The 21,448-nt window shown below is 50.9% G+C and carries 21 protein-coding genes; 7 read left to right on the top strand and 14 right to left on the bottom strand.

Going from position 1 to position 21,448, the window contains the following annotated elements:
- Positions 1 to 24: 24 nt before the first annotated feature.
- The 5 genes from ACTHS4_RS00365 to ACTHS4_RS00345 all read right to left on the bottom strand — a co-directional run bounded on the left by ACTHS4_RS00365 (position 25) and on the right by ACTHS4_RS00345 (position 6,809).
- Positions 25 to 2,214 carry a type I secretion system permease/ATPase gene (locus ACTHS4_RS00365; RefSeq protein WP_070826483.1) on the bottom strand — a complete coding sequence of 730 codons (2,190 nt, stop codon included), beginning with the start codon at positions 2,212 to 2,214 and terminating at the stop codon, positions 25 to 27.
- Positions 2,215 to 2,256: 42 nt separating this feature from the next.
- Positions 2,257 to 3,486, bottom strand: a complete 1,230-nt coding sequence (locus tag ACTHS4_RS00360; protein WP_070826482.1) for a TolC family protein — start codon at positions 3,484 to 3,486, stop codon at positions 2,257 to 2,259.
- Positions 3,487 to 3,790: 304 nt separating this feature from the next.
- Positions 3,791 to 5,050 carry an RsmB/NOP family class I SAM-dependent RNA methyltransferase gene (locus ACTHS4_RS00355; RefSeq protein WP_070826481.1) on the bottom strand — a complete coding sequence of 420 codons (1,260 nt, stop codon included), beginning with the start codon at positions 5,048 to 5,050 and terminating at the stop codon, positions 3,791 to 3,793.
- A gap of 34 nt (positions 5,051 to 5,084) precedes the next feature.
- On the bottom strand, positions 5,085 to 5,954 hold the full coding sequence (locus tag ACTHS4_RS00350; RefSeq protein ID WP_070826480.1) for a DUF1853 family protein: 870 nt from the start codon (positions 5,952 to 5,954) through the stop codon (positions 5,085 to 5,087).
- A gap of 39 nt (positions 5,955 to 5,993) precedes the next feature.
- Positions 5,994 to 6,809 carry an RNA methyltransferase gene (locus ACTHS4_RS00345; protein ID WP_107768798.1) on the bottom strand — a complete coding sequence of 272 codons (816 nt, stop codon included), beginning with the start codon at positions 6,807 to 6,809 and terminating at the stop codon, positions 5,994 to 5,996.
- Positions 6,810 to 6,984: 175 nt separating this feature from the next.
- Here ACTHS4_RS00345 and ACTHS4_RS00340 point away from each other — a divergent pair, with 175 nt between their 5' ends.
- From ACTHS4_RS00340 to ACTHS4_RS00315, 6 genes are all read left to right on the top strand, one after another.
- Positions 6,985 to 7,770 (top strand): inositol monophosphatase family protein, encoded by a 786-nt coding sequence (locus ACTHS4_RS00340; protein WP_070461469.1) that lies wholly within the window; start codon positions 6,985 to 6,987, stop codon positions 7,768 to 7,770.
- Positions 7,771 to 8,033: 263 nt separating this feature from the next.
- Entirely contained in the window at positions 8,034 to 8,837 is an 804-nt protein-coding gene (gene proB, locus ACTHS4_RS00335; RefSeq protein WP_003683195.1) for a glutamate 5-kinase, read from the top strand.
- Positions 8,838 to 8,846: 9 nt separating this feature from the next.
- Positions 8,847 to 10,097 (top strand): glutamate-5-semialdehyde dehydrogenase, encoded by a 1,251-nt coding sequence (locus tag ACTHS4_RS00330; RefSeq protein ID WP_070826478.1) that lies wholly within the window; start codon positions 8,847 to 8,849, stop codon positions 10,095 to 10,097.
- Positions 10,098 to 10,185: 88 nt separating this feature from the next.
- A complete protein-coding gene (gene grxD / locus ACTHS4_RS00325) occupies positions 10,186 to 10,497 on the top strand; it encodes a Grx4 family monothiol glutaredoxin (protein WP_003681608.1) in 312 nt (103 codons plus the stop codon).
- A gap of 146 nt (positions 10,498 to 10,643) precedes the next feature.
- On the top strand, positions 10,644 to 11,270 hold the full coding sequence (upp, locus tag ACTHS4_RS00320) for a uracil phosphoribosyltransferase (RefSeq protein ID WP_004519527.1): 627 nt from the start codon (positions 10,644 to 10,646) through the stop codon (positions 11,268 to 11,270).
- Positions 11,271 to 11,367: 97 nt separating this feature from the next.
- Positions 11,368 to 11,685 carry a DUF2322 family protein gene (locus ACTHS4_RS00315; protein WP_371460016.1) on the top strand — a complete coding sequence of 106 codons (318 nt, stop codon included), beginning with the start codon at positions 11,368 to 11,370 and terminating at the stop codon, positions 11,683 to 11,685.
- Positions 11,686 to 11,746: 61 nt separating this feature from the next.
- Here ACTHS4_RS00315 and trxA read toward each other — a convergent pair whose 3' ends face one another.
- The 9 genes from trxA to ACTHS4_RS00270 form a co-directional block, all read right to left on the bottom strand.
- A complete protein-coding gene (gene trxA, locus ACTHS4_RS00310; protein WP_004520846.1) occupies positions 11,747 to 12,079 on the bottom strand; it encodes a thioredoxin TrxA in 333 nt (110 codons plus the stop codon).
- Positions 12,080 to 12,205: 126 nt separating this feature from the next.
- Positions 12,206 to 13,771: an ABC transporter ATP-binding protein gene (locus ACTHS4_RS00305; protein WP_371460017.1), complete on the bottom strand. Its 1,566-nt coding sequence runs from the start codon at positions 13,769 to 13,771 to the stop codon at positions 12,206 to 12,208.
- A gap of 81 nt (positions 13,772 to 13,852) precedes the next feature.
- Positions 13,853 to 15,406 carry a fatty acid--CoA ligase gene (locus tag ACTHS4_RS00300; RefSeq protein WP_440365334.1) on the bottom strand — a complete coding sequence of 518 codons (1,554 nt, stop codon included), beginning with the start codon at positions 15,404 to 15,406 and terminating at the stop codon, positions 13,853 to 13,855.
- A 325-nt stretch (positions 15,407 to 15,731) separates the two neighbouring features.
- On the bottom strand, positions 15,732 to 16,517 hold the full coding sequence (locus tag ACTHS4_RS00295; RefSeq protein ID WP_440365332.1) for a TatD family hydrolase: 786 nt from the start codon (positions 16,515 to 16,517) through the stop codon (positions 15,732 to 15,734).
- Between the two features lie 4 nt (positions 16,518 to 16,521).
- Positions 16,522 to 16,875 carry a PilZ domain-containing protein gene (locus ACTHS4_RS00290; protein WP_003682949.1) on the bottom strand — a complete coding sequence of 118 codons (354 nt, stop codon included), beginning with the start codon at positions 16,873 to 16,875 and terminating at the stop codon, positions 16,522 to 16,524.
- Positions 16,876 to 16,885: 10 nt separating this feature from the next.
- Positions 16,886 to 17,866, bottom strand: coding sequence for a DNA polymerase III subunit delta' (locus ACTHS4_RS00285; protein ID WP_070826475.1), 981 nt, complete (start codon positions 17,864 to 17,866; stop codon positions 16,886 to 16,888).
- Positions 17,867 to 18,188: 322 nt separating this feature from the next.
- Positions 18,189 to 19,505, bottom strand: coding sequence for an MFS transporter (locus ACTHS4_RS00280; protein WP_070826474.1), 1,317 nt, complete (start codon positions 19,503 to 19,505; stop codon positions 18,189 to 18,191).
- Positions 19,502 to 19,690, bottom strand: coding sequence for a cbb3-type cytochrome oxidase assembly protein CcoS (ccoS, locus tag ACTHS4_RS00275; protein WP_049333240.1), 189 nt, complete (start codon positions 19,688 to 19,690; stop codon positions 19,502 to 19,504). The genes ACTHS4_RS00280 and ccoS overlap by 4 nt, the downstream gene beginning before the upstream one ends.
- Positions 19,690 to 19,995 (bottom strand): HLGFF motif protein, encoded by a 306-nt coding sequence (locus ACTHS4_RS00270; RefSeq protein ID WP_003681461.1) that lies wholly within the window; start codon positions 19,993 to 19,995, stop codon positions 19,690 to 19,692. Before ACTHS4_RS00270 ends, ccoS begins: the two co-directional genes overlap by 1 nt.
- A gap of 235 nt (positions 19,996 to 20,230) precedes the next feature.
- Here ACTHS4_RS00270 and ACTHS4_RS00265 point away from each other — a divergent pair, with 235 nt between their 5' ends.
- Entirely contained in the window at positions 20,231 to 21,427 is a 1,197-nt protein-coding gene (locus tag ACTHS4_RS00265) for an acetate kinase (protein ID WP_070826473.1), read from the top strand.
- Positions 21,428 to 21,448 lie beyond the last annotated feature (21 nt).

Raw genomic sequence — 21,448 nt, 5'->3', positions numbered from 1 at the left:
GTAGGTTTCAGACGGCCTTTTGCTTTATTGTGCTGCCGATTGAGGGGCTGTGGCAGCTTGTTGTTGCTGTTGTTGTTTGACGTTGGCTGCTTTGGCCTGTTCGTTTTGCATGAGTTTTTGCAATACCAGGTCACGCGGGCCGTCCATCACGACTTTACCATTGTCCATCACAATGATGCGGTTGACGATTTGCAGCACTTGCGGACGGTGGGTCACCAAAAGCATGGTGCGGTTGCGGCCCCATTGGGCGATGGCATTGAGCGCCATGCGTTCGGTAGCTTGATCCAGGCTGGTGGTCGGCTCATCCAGCAGGACGACTTTTGGGTTGCGCAAGGTCATGCGCGCCAAGGCGATGATTTGTTTTTGACCTCCGGACAAGCCTAAGCCGTCTTCACCCAGAGGCATATCCAAACCGCGCGGATGGTTGCGGATGATTTTGTCGAGGCCGAAACGGTTGAGCGCAGTCAGTAAGTCTTGGTCGGTAGAGTAGCTGCCGGTACGCGCCAAGTCCATGTTTTCACGCAATGTGCCGAGGAACAGGCGTGGCGATTGGCTCAACAGCAGGAGTTGATCGCGCAGGAAGTTGGGGTCAAGCTGGCGCATATCGACGCCGTCAAGGGTAACGTTGCCTTTTTCAGTGTCGTACAGACCGCTGGCCAGTTTGAGCATGGTGCTTTTACCGCTGCCGATACGGCCCAAAATACCGACTTTTTCGCCCGGTTTAATGGTCAGGCGCAAATCTTCGACGGCGCTGTTGTTGTCGGCTTGATATTTGAACGATACGTTTTCAAAGGTAATACTGCCTTGAACATTGTCCAAAGTAATGTATTTTCGTTCCGGATTACGCTCGATAGGGCGGGTAACGATGTCGTTTACGCCTTTAAGGGCAAGTTTGGCCTGTTGGAAGCGGGTAGCCAAACCGGCGATTTGTGCCAACGGCGCCAAAGCGCGGCCGGACAGAATCACGGAGGCAATCAATGCACCCATGGTGATGCGTTCCGCATGGTTGTCAGCATGAATCAGATAGGTACCGACGACAACCAAGAAGACGGTATTGAGCTGCTGCATGGCAACGGCGAAGTTGACCATAAAGTTGCTGGTGTCTTTGACTTTGATGGAAGAAGCGGAAGTTTTGGCGGTGTATTCGTCCCAACGTTGTTGCGCCCAAGATGTGGCGTTGTTGGTTTTCAGGGTTTCGATGCCTTCGATGGCTTCAACGGCAAGGCCGGAGCGTTGCGAACCTTCTTTCATCGATTCATTGATGTGGCGAGAGAGCGGGCGTTGTACGACAAAACCGACAATCACGACAATCGGAATGATGGTCAGGGGAACGAGTGCCAGTTTGCCGCCGACCATGGAAATCACGAAGATAAACAGCAACAGGAAAGGCAAGTCGACGATGGTCAACAAGCTGGCACTGGTCATAAACTCGCGCACGGCTTCAAATTCGCGCAAATTGCTGGCGTATGAACCGGAGGAAGCAGGACGGTCTGCCAAACGCAATGCCATCACGCGACGGAACAGGGCGGAGCTGATGATCAGGTCAGCTTTTTTACCGGCAATATCGGTCAAATGACCGCGAATCATCTTGGCGGCAAATTCAAACAAAATCGCCAATACCACGCCGATGCTCAATACCCACAAGGTTTCATAGGCTTGGTTGGGAATCACGCGGTCGTACACGTTCATCACATACAGGGAGCTGACGAGCGCAAGGAAGTTAATGATGATGGTGGCCAAGATGACTTGGTAGTAGTAGCTGCGGAAACGCCAAATGACTTTCCAAAACCATGCTTTGGGCAAATGGTATTCAGGCAGCTCCGAGCGCATATCGGTCGCCATTTTGGGTTTGATAAACCAGCAGTAGCCCAAATACAGGCCGGAGAGCTGCTCGTGGCTGAGTTCTTGTTCCAAACCGTCAACCTGGCGGATATGGTATTTGCGGTCTTGGCCGGAACCTTCGATTTGGGTGATGACCGCTGCCTCTTCGTTGTGCAGGATAATCATGACCGGCACGGCGAGCGAGGGGATGTCTTCTAGATTGCGTTTGGATAAGATGTTTTCAAAGCCGTGGCTGCGCAGGACTTCGACAAGTGAGTGATAGTTGACCTTGAGCTTTTTATCGCGCACGACTTCGGCGGACAAAGCGGCTTCGGATACGGGCGCACCCAAAAGGCGGGTCACTAAAACGATGTGTTCAATGATGGCTTTCATATTTTTCGCGTAATGTTTTTGGTTTAACCGGCGGATATGGCTTTATTTTTTTGCCAAACCGACCCAAGCGGAGATTTTGGCCTGAGTATTTAAATAGTCGAGTGCCGCATCGCGGAAATCGTTGCGGGCGGCAACGTAATCCTGCTCGATGGAGGATAACTCGCTGTATGCGCTCAAAACATCGGTCAGCGTACGTCTTGCAACTTTAAATTGCATTTCATAGGCTTTGATAACATCTTTTTGAGCGAGAATATGTTGAGCTGTTAATGCGGTGCGCTGTTCACTTTCCTGCATATCGATGGCCGACGTTTGAACGCGTTCGTTCATGTCGCGAAGAATTTGTTCGGACTTGGCCTCGGCGGCAATCAATGATTTGGCATTGCGTTCCACATTGTGTCTTGCGGCAATATCCAGCACATTCCATGCAACGTTTAAATAAAGCTGTCTGGTGTTGCGCGTTGCACTGCCTTCCAAATTGAGGGCAGGCAGGCGTTCAGCTTTGGAAGCGTCCAAATCGGCACGGACGCTGTCGCGCTCGGCTAATTGCGCCTGATAGGATGGATTGTTGTTGCGATTGGGGGTGTTGAAGCGTTCGCTGATGGATTTCGCCGTGTCGTTTTTAAACGGATCTTCCAAATCGTTGGCGGTCAGTTGGCGCGAGGTATAGCGAGACAGGCGACTCAGCGCCAAATCCATGGTGCGGCGTTGTTGGGCGATAATGTTGGCTACTTGCAGCTGGCGTGCGCGCGCTTCAATCAGTTCAAAGTGGCGGCCGGCATCCTGTTTGACGATTGAGGTCAGGGTTTTTATGAGGGCGTTATGGCGCTCCAAAGTCTGTTCGTTGAGGATCAGGGTTTCTTTTGCACGCAATGCGCTCAGGTAGAGGCGGCCGATATCGCTGCCCAGCTGCTCTTGGCTTTCGGTGTATTTGTGTTGATAGTATTCTTCGCGGCTGCGGTCGCGGCGGACGGCGGCTTCAATCGCACCCCATGAGTAGATGTTCACGCTGCCGCGTACGCCGATACCGTCATCCATGTCGTTGCTGTTGTATTTATTGTGTTGCGCCAGCACTTTCGTGCCGGTCAGGGTAACGACAGGATAATGGCGCGCACGCGTGGCTTTGGTCGTGCTTTGCGCAGCTTCTTGAGTGGCTTTGGCTTCACGCACAATCGGATCGCTGATTAAAGCGTCCCTGAGGATGTCTTGCAGGCTGTATGCAGAGGCCGTCTGAAACGGCAACAGACAGCAGGCGACGGCAATGGCCGATGACAATAAACGGGGCTTTGTGGGTGAAGAATAAATATGCGACATGATTTTTAACCAAATGATTTATATATTATCGTTGTCTGTATCGGGTATCGCCTGAGGCATGACCGGGCGAATTTTGAACGAGAACACATACATTTACAAAGCATAAAGCATTTTTTCCAGCTTTTCACAATATTCTGATGAAAGGTCGAGATACATGCCTTAAAGTATATTATTGCAGAGCGCGACTATCGTATTTAATGATTTTAATGTAAAAAATCTATCAAAAAGGCCGTCTGAAAGGATTTCAGACGGCCTTTTTTCAACCTTAATCCTTACGTTGCAATACAGCGGCAAAGAAGCCGTCGGTTTGGTGTTCTCCGGAGTTGAGACGCAGGTATTTGCCGGTATCCAAATCGACCTTTAGGCTTTGCAGAAGTTCGGCGCAGTTGACGAGTTCAAATTCGGGATGTTCGGACAGGAAACGTTCGACTTGCAGCTCGTTTTCTTCCGGCAACACGCTGCAGGTGGCGTACACCAAGCGGCCTTGCGGTTTTACCAGTTTGGAGGCGGCATCGAGGATGCTGTGTTGCTGTTCCAAAAGGTTGGCCACGGTCTCGGCAGATTGGCGGTATTTGAGGTCGGGATTGCGGCGTAAAGTACCCAAACCGGAGCAGGGCGCGTCCACTAACACACGGTCGGCTTTGCCTGCCAGTCTGGCGATACGGGTATCGTGTTCACTGCTGATGCGTTCGGGGTGGATATTGGTCAGTCCGGCACGGGTCATGCGCGGTTTGAGGTTGGCAAGACGTTTTTCGGCGATGTCGAAGGCGTAGATTCTGCCTTTGTTGGCCATTTGCGCGCCGACAGCCAAGGTTTTACCGCCGGCGCCGGCACAGAAATCGACAATGATTTCGCCGCGTTTTGCGCCCACCAATAACGCAAGCAGCTGGCTGCCTTCGTCTTGAACTTCCAGTGTACCGTCCAAAAACAGATCGTGTTTGTTAAGCGCGATTTTGTTTTTCAGGCGGATGCCCCAAGGCGAATAAGGCGTTGCCTCTGCATCGGCACTTTCAGCTTGCAATAATGGCAGCACTTTATCTCGTTTGCCTTTCAAGGTATTGACGCGGATGTCGAGCGGGGCAGGTTGGTTGATGCTGCGGCCGAAGGCGAGGATTTCTTCTTCGCTCCAATGCTGTTGCAGCTGTTCTACCAGCCATTGCGGCAATTCTGCGGCGGTATTCAGGCCGTCTGAAAACTTGGTTTTACGGGCTTTCAAATTGCCGAGGAACTCTGTTTCTTCTTCATCAAGCAGGTCTTTGATTTGGCTGATGTTGGTGCTTCTGCCGAGAACCAGTGCGGCGAGAGCGGCTTTGCGCGGCTGCGCGTGCGGACGGCGCAGGGCAGTGCTGATTTTTTGATAGTGTCGCAGCGCGGCGAAGGCAGTTTCGGCGATTTCGTGGCGGTCTTGGCGGCCAAGCTTTTTGTGTTCGCGGAAATAGGCGGAGAGGACGACATCGGCAGGCTGTTTGAAAGTCAGCATTTCAGCCAAAACTTTGGCGGTATGGTCGAGTTGTGCGGCGTTCATAATGTAATGGGTTCTCTTAAGTTGGTAAAGGGTTTCAGATGGCCTTCATAATGCGTTCAATTTCGTGCCAAAAGTCGTCCGGCCGTAATTCTAAAACGGCAATCAAGCCTTGGTCGATACGGCGGATTTCGGTTGCGTTCAATGCTTCGGTTTCGGCAACACGCGCAGGGGCGAGATAGGCCATGCGGTCGATCAGGTGGTAGCGCGCTTCTTGGCGTTCAACCCCGTATTCCGCCCAATCTTGAATATAGACGCCGCGCCAACCGTATGGATTAAGCGGCGGCTCAAAAGCATGGAAACCGTGTGGGAAAAATCCGATGCCGCGCACGATGGATGCAGGGAGCGGATTTTCCGGCTGGCCTTGTGTCGCTAAGGTCGCTTTGCCTTGCGGCGTATGCAGCAGTTTGGATTGCTGCACCAGTTTGGCGGCTTTGTCCGTCAGCGTATCTTTAGGATTGAGGCCGCGCAGGTTTTGCACTTGGTCTCCGCCGTAGTATTTACACGCCAGCTCGATATGGTAGGGCTGTTGGTTGAGGGAAACGACAAAATCCGCAGCCCCCAAAGTTTGGCCGTCTGAAAAAACGGGCAGGTTGTAGGCATGCAGTTTGGCGTGCGGCGCGTTGGCAAACCAAAAAGCAAGCAGCTCTTCGGCATAAATGCCGAGACGGTGGCCGAACGGGGCGCGTTGGGCGAGGTGTTCCTTCAGCGGCGCGGGATTGGCATCCAATGCCAAAAGGTAGCGGAAACCGTGTTCCCCCAATAGTTCGCGCACGCTCAATTCGCAACCGCTTTGCCACAAAGGCGGCGCAGTCAGCAGTGAGGCGAGGTCGCGGACAGGTTGGCTGGTGAGTTTCCACCATAATGCGTCTAGGGCGTAATTCATGCTTATCCGAATATCAGTCATGCCGTCTGAAAAGCTAGAAACGTTTTCAGACGGCCTTAATCAGTCTTTTTTATGGATACGGTGGCTGACGGTATTGAAAAAACCGCGCAGGATGTCGATGTCTTCGGTTTGCGTGTTGGCGCGTCCGAACAGGCTCTGCATACGGCGCATCAGGCGTTCGCCGTTGCGGCGGTTGAAAAAGCCGATGTCGTTCATCACGCTTTCCATGTGGGCGACCATGCCTTTGATTTGCTCATGGGTCGCGGCGTGGTCTTCCTGTTGAAGGTGGGTCATGGGCGAATCGGTTTGGCTGAAGATTTCGTAGCACACGACCTGCACTGCTTGGGCGAGGTTGAGCGAGAAATAGTCGGGATTGCCGTTGATGGTCATCAGTCGGTTGCAGGCTTGGACTTCTTCGATGCTCAAGCCGAAAGTTTCGTTGCCGAAAACCAGCGCCACTTTCTCGCCGCGGTTGGCAGCCTGCAGTAATTCGGGCACCAACTCGCGCGGGGTTTGCAGCGGCGCGGTGATTTCGCGGCGGCGGCTGGTCAGGGCGCAGGCGATGGTGGTGTCGGCAAGGGCTTCGTCCAAAGAGGCGGCAATGGTGGCATTTTCCAAAACGTCTGCCGCGCCGGAAGCGAGGATGAAACTTTCCTCCGGTAATTTAAACGATTGCGGATGCTCCGGGTCGAACACGGGCGGATTTTCCGTCATCGGCGTTGCCATCAGATTGGGGGCGACGATGGTCAGTTTGTGCAGGCCCATCGTTTTCATGGCGCGCGCGGCGGAGCCGATATTGGAAGGATGGCTGGTGCGCGTGAGGATGATGCGGATGTTGTCCAGATAAGCGGGCAGGGCGGGTTTTTCGGAAGTCATGTTTTGTTTTCTGTTTGTACGGGAATCAGGTATAATGCGCCATCTTTTTGTTTTCAGACGGCCTTTTTCCATGCCGTCTGAAATGTTCTTTAACAGCATCGGAAACGATTAACAGCCTCTTGTGTGCCTTGTTCGGCGCATTAGGGCGTATTTTACCTGAATTAGGAAGAAAACCATGAATCCGTTTTTAAATACCGCTTTCAAAGCCGCCCGTAAAGCAGGGCAAATGATGATTCGCGCCGCCGGCAATCTGGATGCCGTCAAAGTAGACAGCAAAGCATTCAACGACTTCGTTTCCGATGTTGACCGCAGCTCCGAGATGATTTTGGTGGAAGCGCTTAAAGAAGCCTATCCGCATCACAAAATCACTTGCGAAGAAGGCGGCTCCCACGGTAAAGCCACCGCCGAGTACGAATGGATTATCGATCCGCTCGACGGCACAACCAACTTCCTCCACGGCCATCCTCAATACGCTATCTCTATGGCACTCCTGCACAAAGGCGTATTGCAAGAAGCTTTGGTGTACGCACCTGAGCGCAACGACGTGTACATGGCATCCCGCGGCAAAGGCGCGTTGCTCAACGACCGCCGCATCCGCGTTTCCAACCGCATCGAATTGAACCGCTGCCTGATCGGTACCGGCTTCCCTGTTGTCGATCAAAGCATGATGGACAAGTATCTGGCGATTTTGAAAGATTTCTTGGCAAAAACCGCCGGTGGCCGTCGTGAAGGCGCGGCTTCTTTGGATTTGTGTGCCGTTGCGGCCGGCCGTTTGGACGGTTTCTTCGAGTTCAACCTCAAACCTTGGGACATTGCCGCCGGTGCATTGATTGTCCAAGAAGCAGGGGGTATCGTTACCGATATGTCCGGCAATGAAGGCTGGTTGGAAAGCGGCGATATTGTGGCGGCCAATCCTAAAGTATTGGCGCAAATGCTGAAAATTATTTCTGAACACCAATAAGCGTTTATAGGGAACAGTCTGTATTTATCTTTGCAGGCCATGTTCTCAACAATCGGTAAAAGGCCGTCTGAAACCTGAAATCGGGTTTCAGACGGCCTTTTGTTTTGTTGTTAACGGATTCGGATAAGAGCTGAAAATACGGCTTTTAAAGGAAGCATTTTTAATTTTGTCTGTATTTTCTATTGCTTCGCAGTTATGATGTGGATACGTTTGGCTGAAATAATGCCGTATGCAATCATAAAAATAGAAAGCAGAGGAGAATAATGAAACGAGATTTTGAAGCAGTAAAACGCATTGTCATTAAGATTGGAACCAGTTCTTTGGTGTTGCCAAACGGCAAAATCAATTTGGCAAAAATCGACCAACTGGCCTTTGTCATTTCCAGCTTAGTTAGTAAGGGCAAAGAAATTGTGCTGGTGTCTTCCGGCGCTATGGGCTTCGGGCTGAATGTCCTCAATATGGAAAAACGTCCGGCGGAAATGGCGCAGCAGCAGGCTGTTTCCAGTGTCGGCCAAGTGGCCATGATGAGCCTTTACTCGCAGATTTTTTCCCATTATCGGATGACGGTGTCGCAAATCCTGCTGACGCGTGATGTGGTCGAATATCCGGAAAGTTTGGCAAACGTTACCAATGCTTTTGAATCCCTGCTTTCCATCGGTGTCATTCCTATTGTCAATGAGAACGATGCGGTCAGCGTGGACGAGATGGACCATGCGACCAAGTTTGGCGATAACGACCGTTTGTCGGCAGTCGTGGCGAAAATCGTTAAAGCCGATTTACTGATTATGTTGTCCGATATCGACGGTTTGTTTGATAAAAATCCGGCCGTTCACGCCGATGCCAAGCTGCGCAGCCATGTGGCCGATATTACCGAAGAAATTATTGCTTCTGCCGGCGGCTCGGGCAGTAAGTTTGGTACGGGCGGTATGCTCAGTAAGATTAAGAGCGCGCAGATGATGTTTGAACATCACGGCCAGATGGTGTTGATGAACAGCGCCAATCCGCGCGATATTCTTCAGGTTTTAGATGGTGCGCCTATCGGAACGTGGTTTGCACAAGAGAAATAGGGAGGTTTGATGAGCTATATCGAACAGTTGGGCAAGAATGCCCAAAAAGCCAGTAAAACGTTAATCAGCTTGGGAAGCGTGGAAAAAAACAATCTGCTGCGTCAGGTTGCGGCGGCTTTGGTTGAACAGGCAGAGATGATTTTGGCGGAAAATGCCCGCGATTTGGCCGCTGCAAAAGAAAACGGCATTTCGGACATTATGCTCGACAGGCTGCGCTTGAATCACGAACGCATCAAAGGCATTGCGGAAGGCGTTGGGCAGGTTGCCGATTTACAGGACCCGATTGGGCAGGTTGTCCGCGGTTATACCAATTTGGACGGCTTAAAGATTGTTCAAAAACGCGTGCCTTTGGGTGTGGTCGCCATGATTTTTGAAAGCCGCCCGAATGTTTCAGTCGATGCGTTTTCACTGGCCTTTAAAACCGGCAATGCCATTATTTTGCGCGGCGGTCGCGACGCCATTCATTCCAATACCGCATTGATTGCCGTCATCAGGCAGACTTTGGTAAAAGCGGGAATGGATGCCGATGTGGTGCAGCTGGTTGAAGATACCAGTCATGCCGCTGCCGAGGAATTGATGCAGGCGGTTGATTATATTGATGTGCTGATTCCGCGCGGCGGTGCACGCTTAATTCAGACGGTGAAAGAGAAATCGAAAGTCCCCGTCATTGAAACCGGAGTCGGTAATTGCCATATTTATGTCGATGACAGTGCCGATTTGGAGATGGCGGTCGATATCGTCGTCAATGCGAAAACGCAGCGTCCGAGCGTGTGTAATGCCGCGGAGTCTTTGGTTGTCCACGAAAAGATAGCGGAAGCGTTTTTGCCCAAACTGGAAGAAGCCGTTGCCAAAGTGCATCCGGTCGAATTTAGAGCCGATCAGGAAGCATTGCGTATGTTTAAAAATGCTGTTTTGGCAACCGAGGAAGATTACAGTACCGAGTTTCTTGACTATATTATGTCGGTCAAGACAGTAAAATCGGTGGAAGAAGCCGTCGATTGGATTAACGACCACACGACGCATCACTCGGAAGCGATTGTGACCCAAAGCATTGCCCATGCCGAGTATTTCCAAGAAAGCATTGATGCGGCGGCGGTTTATGTCAATGCGTCCACTCGGTTTACCGACGGCTTTGTATTCGGATTGGGTGCGGAAATCGGGATTTCCACCCAAAAAATGCACGCTCGCGGCCCGATGGGTTTGGAAGCGCTGACTTCGACCAAATTCTATATCAACGGCAACGGTCAGATTCGACGTTGAGAAACGCCCCTCAATTCCATCAATTTGCGTATAATGGCGGGAAATTTGATTTTTCCCGAACAACCGATTTAGTAAAAAGGAACACACCATGTCCTCTATCCACGATCAAATCAAAGAAGTCGTTACCACACACCGCGTCGTATTGTTCATGAAAGGCACGAAGCAATTCCCGCAATGCGGCTTCTCTTCCCGTGCCGTACAAATCCTGAATGCGGCAGGTTGCACCGACTATGTGACTGTCAACGTATTGGAAAACGATGCCGTACGCCAAGGCATTAAAGAATACAGCGACTGGCCGACTATTCCTCAACTGTACGTCAACGGCGAATTTGTCGGCGGTTCTGACATTTTGATGGAAATGTACGAAGCCGGCGAACTGCAAGAATTGCTGAAAGCTTAATTATCCACAATATTCCGTAATGTAAAATTGTTGACAAAGGCCGTCTGAAACCCTGATTCAGACGGCCTTTCGCATGAATACGCACTTTGCGCGCCATGCGAAAAAAAGTATAATCCACCTCCATCAACGCAATTCGGAAAATCAACATGAACGTTACCGTTATCAACCACCCTTTAGTCCGCCACAAACTCACGCTGATGCGTGAAGCGGATTGCAGCACTTACAAATTCCGCACGCTTACCACCGAGTTGGCACGTCTGATGGCATATGAGGCCAGCCGTGATTTTGAAATTGAAAAATACATTATTGACGGCTGGTGCGGCTCTATCGAAGGCGACCGCATCAAAGGCAAAACGCTGACCGTCGTCCCGATTTTGCGTGCCGGTTTGGGTATGCTTGACGGCGTACTCGACCTGATTCCGACTGCCAAAATCAGCGTTGTCGGCTTGCAGCGCGATGAAGAAACGCTGAAACCGGTTTCTTATTTTGAAAAATTTGTCGACAGCATGGACGAACGTCCCGCGCTGATTATCGACCCAATGTTGGCGACCGGCGGCTCTATGGTTGCCACCATCGACCTTTTGAAAGCCAAAGGTTGCCGTAACATCAAAGCATTGGTATTGGTTGCCGCTCCGGAAGGCGTGAAAGCCGTTAATGACGCGCATCCTGATGTAACCATCTACACTGCCGCGCTCGACAGCCACTTGAATGAACACGGCTACATCATCCCAGGCTTGGGCGATGCCGGTGATAAGATTTTCGGTACACGTTAATTGAAATGTTTAAGGCCGTCTGAAAAGTGTCAAACATCAACTTTCAGACGGCCTTATTATATGGATTGCTTTAAAACCCACATCAGAAAGGACAATCATGAGCTTCCAAGACAATCTGGCCACCATGCCTGCCATCGATCATTTGAGCGGCTTGGATATTCTCGATAAAGAGGGCAATGTGGTTCATCACATTCCCAATGCGCCCGGCAAACAAGGCTCGCTCAAGCTTTACCATGCTTTGGCGCAAGAGTTTGACGGTAAACTTGACGCAGCGGCGGCAGAACGCGGCATGGCATGGTTTGCCGAACATGTTGCTGATGCCGAAGCCAATCCGGGCAAACATCCGAATATTGATTTGCTGTTTAAAGTGAAGGCTGAAAATGCCAGCCTGATTTTGAAACCATTGGCTGCTTAATGAATACAAAAAAGGCCGTCTGAAAACAATTTTCAGACGGCCTTTTTATATGCTTAAAGCCTTAAGCGATAGAAGCTTCAACGAATGCAGTCAGTTGGCCTTTAGCCAATGCGCCGACTTTAGTTGCAACGTTTTTGCCGTTTTTGAACACCATCAGGGTAGGGATGCCGCGAACGCCGAATTTGGCAGGAGTGACTTCATTTTCGTCGATATTGATTTTAACGACTTTCAGACGGCCTTGGAATTCGGAGGCAATGTCGTCCAAGATTGGGGCGATCATTCTGCAAGGGCCGCACCATGGTGCCCAGAAGTCCAGCAATACAGGTACGTCGGATTTCAAAACGTCTTGTTCGAAGCTGGCATCGCTGGCGTGGATAATCAATTCGCTGCTCATGTTTGTTTCCTTTTAAATCGGGATTAATGAATACGTTGTTCAGAATAGTGGCAGACAGGGAAAATTTCAAGTGCCGCCGCCCGGTAATAGTTTTTTTGAAATGCGTCTATCGTAATCCTTAAAAATTCAGACGGCCTCTTGAACCATGTGGCCGGAGTGGGCAATCAAATGGCGCGTGTAGTCGCTGCTTGGATTAGCAAACACATTTTCGCATTCGCCTTCTTCAACGATTTTGCCGTCTTTCAACACCATCACGCGGTGGGAAATGGCGCGGATGACGGCGAGGTCGTGGCTGATGATGATGAAGGCGAGGCCGTATTCTTTTTGCAGGCCGCTGAGCAATTCAAGGATTTGTTGTTGCCATTGGACATCAAGCGCGCTGGTCGGTTCGTCCAAAACGAGGATTTTCGGGCGGACAATGATGGCGCGGGCGATGGCGAGGCGTTGGCGCTGGCCGCCGGAGAATGCGTGCGGATAGCGTTCGAGTGCGTCTTCGGGCAGGCCGACTTGTTTGAGGACTTCTTGAACGCGGCGGCGCATTTCTTCGCGCGGCATACTAGGCTCGTGAACGCGCAAGGCTTCGGAAACGGTATCAAAGACGTTCATGCGCGGATTGAATGCGCCGAACGGGTCTTGGAACACCATTTGGATTTCGCGGCGCAAATCATGTCGCCATGGCTCGCCGTTGATGTTCAGGCTGCCTTCGGAATCGATAAGGTGCATAACGGCTTTGGCCAGCGTGGTTTTGCCGCAGCCACTTTCGCCGATAATGCCCAATGTTTCCCCCGATTTGAGATCGAAAGAAACGGGGTTGAGAATGGTTTTGTCGCGTTTTTTAAACCAGCCGTCTGATTCTTTGACGGAAAAGGCGATTTGTTCGGCCTTAAGGACGGTGGCAGGATTTTCAGGCAATGGGGCCACTCGGCGCGTTGTGCCGGCGTTGAGCAACATTTTGGTGTATTCGTGCTGCGGATTGGCAAAGACTTCGGTTGCTTTGCCGGTTTCGAGGATACGGCCATCACGCATAACGGCGACATCGTCGGCAAAACGGCGCACAAGGTTCAAGTCGTGCGTAATGTAGAGCATGGTCATGCCGTGTTCTTCCTGCAGGCGTGAGAGCAGGTCGAGGATTTGGGCTTGAACGGCAACGTCCAAAGCGGTGGTCGGTTCGTCGGCAATCAGGAGCTTGGGCTGGGCTGATACGGCCATGGCAATCATGGCGCGTTGGCGTTGTCCGCCGGAAAGTTGGAAAGGATAGGCCTGGGCTTTTTGCTCGGGCTGGTGGATGCCGGTTTCGTCCAGGAGTTCGATAGCGCGCGCCCATGCCTGTTTTTTATCCAAACCCAAATGCAGGGACAGGACTTCGGCGATTTGTTCGCCGACACGCATGACGGGATTGAGGGCGGTCATGGGTTCTTGAAACACCATGCCGATTTCGCGGCCGCGCAGTTTTTGCAGGGCGCGTTCGGGCTGGGTCAGCAGGTCGGTTCCGCAATATTTCAGACGGCCTTCAAAGGTAACCATCGGATTCAGGCGCATAATGCCTTGCGACAATACGGTTTTGCCGCTGCCACTCTCGCCGACCAATGCCAGTTTGCGGCCAGGTTGCAAGGTCAGGTTGATATCGTGCAGGACTTGCTTGCTCGGAAAGGAGCCGTTTAGGTTTTCGATTTCGAGTATCGGTGTCGTCATGGTTGTGGCCGTCTGAAAAGTTTGTTGATGACAGGTTTTCAGACGGCCTGCATGAATCAAGGGGCCGTCTGAAACAGCGGTTTAGTCTTGAAACTGTTCTTTGAGTTTGCGTTTTAACACTTTGCCAGTGGCATTGCGCGGCAGCTCGTCTTGGAAGATGATTTGTTTGGGGATTTTAAAGTTTGCCAACAGGCCGCGCAGGTGGCTGCGGACTTCGGCTTCTTCCAGTTTCATGCCTTCTTTGAGTTGGATAAAGGCAATGATTTCTTCATCGGCGTATTGGTCTTTCACGCCGATTACGGCGGCGGCTTCCACGGCATCGAGTTTGTAAATGGCTTCTTCGATTTCGCGCGGATAGACGTTTTGGCCTTTGGAGATAATCAGGTCTTTTTTGCGGTCGACGATGAAGATGAAGCCGTCTTCGTCTATGGTGACAAAGTCGCCGGTTTTCAGCCAACCGTTGACGATGGTTTCATCTGTGGCGTCAGGCATATTGAGGTAGCCTTGCATGACCGAGCCGCCTTTGATAATGAGTTCGCCCACTTCGCCGCGCGGCACTTCGACCAATTCGTCATCGACGGCTTTCACGGTCAGGCCGGGCAGGGCGACGCCGACGCTGGCGGTTTTTTGGCGTTCGGGCGTATTGACGGCCACGACGGGCGAGCATTCGCTCAAGCCGTAGCCTTCCAGCAATTTGGCGCGTGGGAATTTGGCTTTGAAGTCGTCAATGGTTTGTCCGGCCAGAGGCGCGCCGCCGCTGATAAACAGGCGGACGCGGTTGAACCATCTGAAATACCAAGGGATTTTGGCTTTGCTCATGGCGGTGTAAATGGCCGGTACGCCGAGGAAAACGGTAGCGCGTTTGAGCAAAACCTGTTTCAACACGTTGGAGAACGGGAAGACGGATTTGACCAAAATAATCGAGCAGGCTTTGTATATCGGCAGCAAAACCATGGCGGTCAGCGTAAAGCTGTGGAACATGGGCAAGAAGACGACGAAGCGGTCTTTGCTTGAAATTTGGAAAATTTGTTCGATGCCCGAGAGGTTGGAAAACAGGTTGCTGTAACTGATTAATGCGCCTTTGGGATGGCCGGTTGTACCTGAGGTATAGATAATGTGTGCCAAATCGTTGACAGACGGCTGACGGCTCAGATTCGGCTTGCCGGGGAATGTGCGTGCGGCATCGAAATAGCTGTCTTCGCCACTGGCAGCTTTGGTTTCGCCAATCCAGATGATTTTACGGACTTTGGTTTTAGCTTTGATGTTTTTGAGTTCTTTGGCCAACGGCGCGGAGGCGAACATAAAGCGTGCGCCGCAGTCATTGAGGATGTAGGAAAATTCTTCGCTTTTCAAAAAGACGTTGAGTGGGACGGCTACTGCGCCGATGGAAGTAATGGCGAAATAGGCGGCAATAAATTCGGGAGAGTTGGAAACGACAAGGGCAACCCTGTCGCCATATTGTACGCCTTGGTGTTGTAGATAGGCGGCGACGGTTTCTACTTCGCGTTTGAGGGAGGAATAGCTGATTTTTTCTTTGTCGTTGAAAATGACCGTGCCTTTACCGTTTTTTTGGCAGGCTGCAGTCAGCATAGCGTAAAAATTAGGGTGGGTGTGCATTTTGGAGTTTGTGTCCATATTGTGTCGATTGATGTACGGTTTCGATGAACCGTTTATTTCGAAGGATAGGTTTTACATCCTATCGGTAAAATAAGCAAGAGGCCGTCTGAAAATACTTTCAGACGGCCTTGAGTTTTGTTGGGCTTAGGAAAGCAATATTTTGAATTTAAACTTATTTATTGTGTTGATGGGAATATTCCCATTCTTTAAAAGTCTGCCGTTTGGCGGATGGTGCAAGCCGATTTCGTTGTCGTTTCTGTCTTAAGCCATGTCGAGTTTGCCGCTGTGTTTGAGGCAGAACTCGGATGACGGGCAGGCAGAGCCGATGGTAGAGGCTTTAGACCTAGCCGTTGTTCAGACGGCCATCGGGTACTTTGTTAAACAGGCGATAGAAATTGTCGCTGGTGTTTTGTGCCAATGTTTCCAAGCTCTCGCCGCGCAGATTGGCTAAGAACTCGGCTGTATAGCGGACGTAGGAAGGCTCGTTTTGTTTGCCGCGTTTGGGAACCGGCGCGAGGAAAGGCGCATCGGTTTCTACCAAGATTCTATCGGCTGGGACGTATTTGGCAGCTTCCTGAATCAGCGGCGCATTTTTAAACGTCACAATGCCGGAGAAGGAGATATACATGCCCAAATCCAAAGCGGCTTTGGCAAAGGCAACGTCTTCAGAGAAGCAGTGAATCACGCCGGAATTAGTGTGGCACTCTTTTAAAATCCGCAACGTGTCTTCGGCCGCATCGCGCGTGTGGATGATAACGGGCAGGCTGCTTTCGTTGGCGGTTTGGATATGGTCGGCAAAGCGTTGATGCTGCCATGACAAATCGCCTTTGCACCAGTAATAGTCCAAACCGGTTTCGCCGATACCGACGATTTTCGGATGTTTGGCCGCTTCTACCATTTCGGCGATGGTAAATTCCTCCGCTTCTTGGCTGTCGGGATGTACGCCGATGGTGCAGTAGATGTGGTCGTGTGCCTGGGCAATGTCAAAGACTTCGGCAAAACTTTGTTTGCTGACGCTGATGGCAAGCGCCTGTTTGACGCTTTGCGCTTCCATATTGGCAAAGACTTCGGGCAGGCGGTCTTTTAAGCCGTCAAAGTTGAGATGGCAATGTGAGTCGATTAAATACATAGTATTACAGGGTAAAAGTAGTGCGGTCGCTGCGCAGGCGCGGGCCAAGCTCGGCTTCGATCAGGTTTTTGGCCTGCAGGCAGCTTTCGTGTTCGGAGAATGCAAGGCCTACGCCTTTGGGACGGTGGGCTGAAGTGCGCGCCGGATTGATCCAAACGACTTTGGTTGGCAGGAAGCGTTTGGGGTAGTCGGCGATTTCTACGGCCAAGAGGATGTCTTCGCCTAGGGAGAATACGTCATCGGTCGGTACGAACAGGCCGCCGTGTTCTAAAAACGGCATATAGCAGTTGTACAACAGATTGGGGTCTTTGAGTTGCAAAGCCAACATCTTCGCCGGAATGTCTTTTTTATTCATCATTTATTACCTGTTAGGGTTTGTTTTGCCAAAAATCCAAATATTCGATAAGCAGATACTCAAGCTGCATTTTAACACTCAAGGTATGGTATCCGTAAGGGTTGAGCGCATTCAGACGGCCCAATAGGGCAAACAGCTTGCGTGAATCGGTTTTAGAGGCCGTCTGAAGCAGGGCTTGGGCATGGTGCGGATAATAAAGCGGCGCCATGTTTTGTTGTGCCAAGCCGACATCCATCAGCCACTTTTGCAGCCAGTCGATGAAAACGGCCAGCGGTTGTTTTTGTTTGTCGAACGCGGCGGCGTAGTCGAGTATGGCTAACAGGCGCGGGGCGGCCAGCAGCGTCAGCAACTCTTCGCGCAATGCGTCCAATTCGGGAGTCGGCGTGAATAAAGGAGCGCCGCTGTGGAATGCCAACAAGGCTTCTGCATTTTCCATGCCCTGTTGGTGCAGGTATGCCGCAGCCTGCTCATGGGTAGGCGAGGGCAGCACCAACTGGCGGCAACGGCTTTTGATGGTGGGAAGAAGTTTGTCGCGCGCATGGGTAACGAGCAGGAAAACGACGTGTTGCGGCGGCTCTTCCAGAGCTTTCAACAAACCGTTTGCCGCCTGTGTATTCATGCTTTCGGCCGGATGTACCAATACCACGCGCAGGCCGCCTCGGACAGCAGTCAGGTAAATGTTTTCCACAATATCGCGCACGGCATCGATTTTGATTTGTAGGAGTTTGCGCCCCGTTGCCTCGCCTTCGGGCATTTCCGGCGTGAGTTCGTAAAAGTCGGGATGCGTGTTTTGGCTGAACAAATGACACGAAGCGCACTCGCCGCAGGGTTCATGGCCGGACTTGGGCGATTCGCACAGCAATGCCTGCGCGACAAAGCGGGCAAACTTGGTTTTGCCGGTATTTTCTTTGCCGGTAAACAGCCAGGCGTTGGGACGGTTTTGCCAATGGGCGGCGAGCTGTTGCCATTGTGTTTCATGCCATGGATAAATCATATTGTTTGGGAACTATTAGGTAGGTAGTTATTATACTCTCAGGCTGTCTGAAAAAGGTTTCAGACGGCCTTTAATAAACTGCCTAAAAATTAATCAAATATCGTTTTTCTTTGAAATATCAATGATTAAGATGATTTATGCACAGCCTTTGCACACGCTTGTTTGGGGATAATGTGCATTTTGTTTGGCGGTAAAGTTGTGCTTAAAATTTAGGCAGATGTGTTTTTTAATTTTAAATCAGACAGTAATCTGATTTATGCACAAGCTGTCCACGCGATTGAACAGTGAAAATGTGCATGGTGGGGATATATTTCAGACGGCCTTATTTGCTGATTTTCAACAAAGCGGTTAAATCCCCGATAAATTTCGGTTCCCGTTTGATGAGGTAAACAATCAACGGAAGATTACCCACGGCAACAATCAAATATAGCAGCGTGATGCTGTCGAACAACATCAGCAAAACCGCGCTCAAAATAGCGGCCGACACCATAAACACACCATTGATGATGTTGTTGGCGGCGACCGCGTGGGCGCGGAAGGTTTCGCTGCTGGCAGTTTGCAGCCAAGTGTAGAGCGGTACGGAGAAAAAGCCTCCGAAAAAGCCGATGGCCGACATCACCAGCATAATCGGATACGCCTTGGCTTGCGATAAGAACCAAATAATGCCGTTTAATTCGGTAAAGCGTTGGCCTTGGGTCAGCCACACCAGCAATAATCCACAGACGGTCAGCCCCAGAGTGCCGATGGTAACCAAGCCCAAAATCAGGCGTTCATGGCTGAGTTTGGCGCATAATACCGAGCCGATGGCGATACCGATGGAGAACAGCGCCAACATCAGGTTGAACACATTATCGTTGCCGCCCAAATGGATTTGCGTGAACGTCGGCAGTTGGGTGGTATAAACCGAGCCGACAAACCAAAACCATGAAATACCGATGATGGAAGTGAATACGGGACGATTGGCCGCCGCTTCACGAATCAGTGAATTTGTGCCTTTGATGATGTTCCATTCAATTTTTGTGTCCGGCATTTTAGCGGGTACAGACGGCATAAACAGGCTGGTCATCGTGCCGCCGATAGCGACCAATAACACCAAACCGCCAACAATATACGGCGGAACGCCTGCGACTGCGGTGCCCAAAATCTGGCCGAGCAAAATGGCGATAAACGTACCCGATTCAATCAGGCTGTTGCCCATAATCAGCTCTTTGTCGTTGAGGTAATCGGGCAAAATGGCATATTTCAGAGGGCCGAACAAGGTCGATTGCGTACCCATGCAAAACAGGCAGATTAAAAGCAAAGGCGCGGATTGGATGTAGAAGCCATACGCTGCCACTGCCATGATGATGATTTCCAACAGCTTGATCCAGCGTGCCAAAACTGCTTTATCGAATTTGTTGCTCAACTGTCCTGACAGCGCGGAAAACAGGAAGTAGGGCAGAATAAACAGCATTGCGCCCAAGTTCAGCATTTGGCTGGGCGGCAGAAAGTCGTTTTTACCCAAACCGTAAAAACTGATCATCACGAATAATGCGGTTTTGAACATATTATCGTTCAACGCGCCCAAAAACTGCGTCCCAAAGAGCGGCGCAAAACGGCGGGTCGTGTGGAAATTCAGATTGTCTTTTTTAAGGCTCATCGTTTGGATTCTTTGTCTTCGTCTTTTTCGATCAGTTTTTCAGTGGAGTCGTCATCCATCAAAATGCGGTGCGCAGGTCCTTCAAGGTCGTCAAACTGTCCGTTTTTACCCGACCACCAGAAAAACCAACCGATGATAAAGGCCAAAATAATGCTGATGGGGACAAGGATAAACATACTTTCCATTACATCGCTCCGGTCAAATCGGTCAGGATAAAGGTTTTACCGCTGATGGTCAGGTATTCGTTGCGCAACGCACCGATATTTTTATCGTCAAAAAACAATTCGATACGGTCTTTAACCACGCGCCAGTATTGTGGGATATCGGTTTGCTCAAAAGGCGACAATACCGCCGCTTCGGCTGCGTCTTCGCTTTGCAGCTTGATTGCGAAGCGTCCGCTTTGCGGCGGATTTTGCGATTCATCATCTGCCAACATAATAAAAAATCCGGCGTGTTCGCCGTCTTGAGTGTGGATACTGAAATAATGCATATCGGGAAATCTTCAAAACCGCCGTCATTTTTTCAGACGGCCTTAAAATAAAATTCCGTCCATTTTACATCAAATATTAAGTCAAGCAGCCGATTACATTTTTTGTTAGAATACGGCGTTTACTTTGTTAATCTGTTCAGACCGCTACCCACTACGTCCCACAAGGGGTGCAACATAGTCGGAGCCGCAGTCAGGTCCCGACAAAAATGCCGTCTGAAACCTCAAGGAGCATAAAATGACACAAAAATTAATCTTGGTTTTGAACTGCGGCAGCTCTTCCCTCAAAGGTGCCGTATTGGATAACGACAGCGGCGAAGTATTGTTGAGCTGCTTGGCAGAAAAACTCAATCTGCCTGATGCCTATATCACCTTTAAATTCAACGGTGAAAAACGCAAAGTCGATCTTTCTGCCAAACCTGACCATACCGGTGCCGTTGAAGCCCTGATGGAAGAACTGAAAGCGCATGATCTCGACAGCCGTATCGGCGCCATCGGCCACCGTGTCGTCAGCGGCGGCGAGTTGTACAGCGAATCCATCCTCGTTGATGACGAAGTTATCGCCGGCATCGAAAAATGTATTCCGCTCGCTCCGCTGCACAACCCTGCGCACCTCTTGGGTCTGCGTGCCGCACAAAGCATTTTCAAAGGTTTGCCTAACGTTGTCGTATTCGACACCGCTTTCCACCAAACCATGCCGGAACATGCCTACACCTACGCTGTTCCACATGAATTGTATGAAAAATACGGCTTGCGTCGCTACGGCGCGCACGGTACCAGCTACCGCTACGTTTCTGATGAAACCGCCCGTTTCCTCGGTAAAGACAAAAAAGACCTGCGCATGGTGATTGCCCACTTGGGTAACGGCGCATCTATTACCGCCGTCGCCAACGGCGAATCACGCGATACCAGCATGGGTCTGACTCCGCTGGAAGGTTTGGTAATGGGTACCCGTAGCGGCGATATCGACCCATCAGTTTTCAGTTTCTTGGCTGAAAACGCCAACATGACCATTTCCCAAATTACTGAAATGCTGAACAAAAAATCCGGCCTGCTCGGTATCTCCGGTTTGTCCAACGACTGCCGTACCATCGAAGAAGAAGCTGCCAAAGGTCATCCGGGTGCCAAACTGGCTCTGGAAATGTTCATCTACCGCTTGGCTAAATACATTGGCAGCATGACAGTCGCGGCAGGCGGTTTGGACGCATTGGTCTTTACCGGCGGTATCGGCGAAAACTCCGACATCATCCGCGAACGTGTATTGGGCTACTTGGGCTTCCTCGGTCTGCACATTGACCAAGAAGCCAACCTGAAAGCCCGCTTCGGTAATGCTGGTGTGATTACCACTACCGACAGCAAAGCTGTTGCCGTTGTGATTCCTACCAACGAAGAATTGATGATTGCACACGATACTGCCCGTCTGAGCGGCCTGTAATCCGTCATTATTGAAAACCTG

It is taken from the genome of Neisseria sp. P0014.S009, from assembly GCF_051958155.1.
GTDB lineage: Bacteria > Pseudomonadota > Gammaproteobacteria > Burkholderiales > Neisseriaceae > Neisseria > Neisseria flavescens_C.
Note: the sequence above shows the minus strand (reverse complement) of the source record. Positions and strands in the feature narration are given on the sequence as shown.

What these genes read in the sequence shown, in the direction of transcription:
- ACTHS4_RS00365 (WP_070826483.1), bottom strand. Translation starts at nt 2,214, where the DNA reads ATGAAAGCCATCATTGAACACATCGTTTTAGTGACCCGCCTTTTGGGT.
- ACTHS4_RS00355 (WP_070826481.1), bottom strand. Translation starts at nt 5,050, where the DNA reads ATGAACGCCGCACAACTCGACCATACCGCCAAAGTTTTGGCTGAAATG.
- ACTHS4_RS00350 (WP_070826480.1), bottom strand. Translation starts at nt 5,954, where the DNA reads ATGACTGATATTCGGATAAGCATGAATTACGCCCTAGACGCATTATGG.
- ACTHS4_RS00345 (WP_107768798.1), bottom strand. Translation starts at nt 6,809, where the DNA reads ATGACTTCCGAAAAACCCGCCCTGCCCGCTTATCTGGACAACATCCGC.
- ACTHS4_RS00340 (WP_070461469.1), top strand. Translation starts at nt 6,985, where the DNA reads ATGAATCCGTTTTTAAATACCGCTTTCAAAGCCGCCCGTAAAGCAGGG.
- proB (WP_003683195.1), top strand. Translation starts at nt 8,034, where the DNA reads ATGAAACGAGATTTTGAAGCAGTAAAACGCATTGTCATTAAGATTGGA.
- ACTHS4_RS00330 (WP_070826478.1), top strand. Translation starts at nt 8,847, where the DNA reads ATGAGCTATATCGAACAGTTGGGCAAGAATGCCCAAAAAGCCAGTAAA.
- grxD (WP_003681608.1), top strand. Translation starts at nt 10,186, where the DNA reads ATGTCCTCTATCCACGATCAAATCAAAGAAGTCGTTACCACACACCGC.
- upp (WP_004519527.1), top strand. Translation starts at nt 10,644, where the DNA reads ATGAACGTTACCGTTATCAACCACCCTTTAGTCCGCCACAAACTCACG.
- ACTHS4_RS00315 (WP_371460016.1), top strand. Translation starts at nt 11,368, where the DNA reads ATGAGCTTCCAAGACAATCTGGCCACCATGCCTGCCATCGATCATTTG.
- trxA (WP_004520846.1), bottom strand. Translation starts at nt 12,079, where the DNA reads ATGAGCAGCGAATTGATTATCCACGCCAGCGATGCCAGCTTCGAACAA.
- ACTHS4_RS00305 (WP_371460017.1), bottom strand. Translation starts at nt 13,771, where the DNA reads ATGACGACACCGATACTCGAAATCGAAAACCTAAACGGCTCCTTTCCG.
- ACTHS4_RS00300 (WP_440365334.1), bottom strand. Translation starts at nt 15,406, where the DNA reads ATGGACACAAACTCCAAAATGCACACCCACCCTAATTTTTACGCTATG.
- ACTHS4_RS00295 (WP_440365332.1), bottom strand. Translation starts at nt 16,517, where the DNA reads ATGTATTTAATCGACTCACATTGCCATCTCAACTTTGACGGCTTAAAA.
- ACTHS4_RS00290 (WP_003682949.1), bottom strand. Translation starts at nt 16,875, where the DNA reads ATGATGAATAAAAAAGACATTCCGGCGAAGATGTTGGCTTTGCAACTC.
- ACTHS4_RS00285 (WP_070826475.1), bottom strand. Translation starts at nt 17,866, where the DNA reads ATGATTTATCCATGGCATGAAACACAATGGCAACAGCTCGCCGCCCAT.
- ACTHS4_RS00280 (WP_070826474.1), bottom strand. Translation starts at nt 19,505, where the DNA reads ATGAGCCTTAAAAAAGACAATCTGAATTTCCACACGACCCGCCGTTTT.
- ccoS (WP_049333240.1), bottom strand. Translation starts at nt 19,690, where the DNA reads ATGGAAAGTATGTTTATCCTTGTCCCCATCAGCATTATTTTGGCCTTT.
- ACTHS4_RS00270 (WP_003681461.1), bottom strand. Translation starts at nt 19,995, where the DNA reads ATGCATTATTTCAGTATCCACACTCAAGACGGCGAACACGCCGGATTT.
- ACTHS4_RS00265 (WP_070826473.1), top strand. Translation starts at nt 20,231, where the DNA reads ATGACACAAAAATTAATCTTGGTTTTGAACTGCGGCAGCTCTTCCCTC.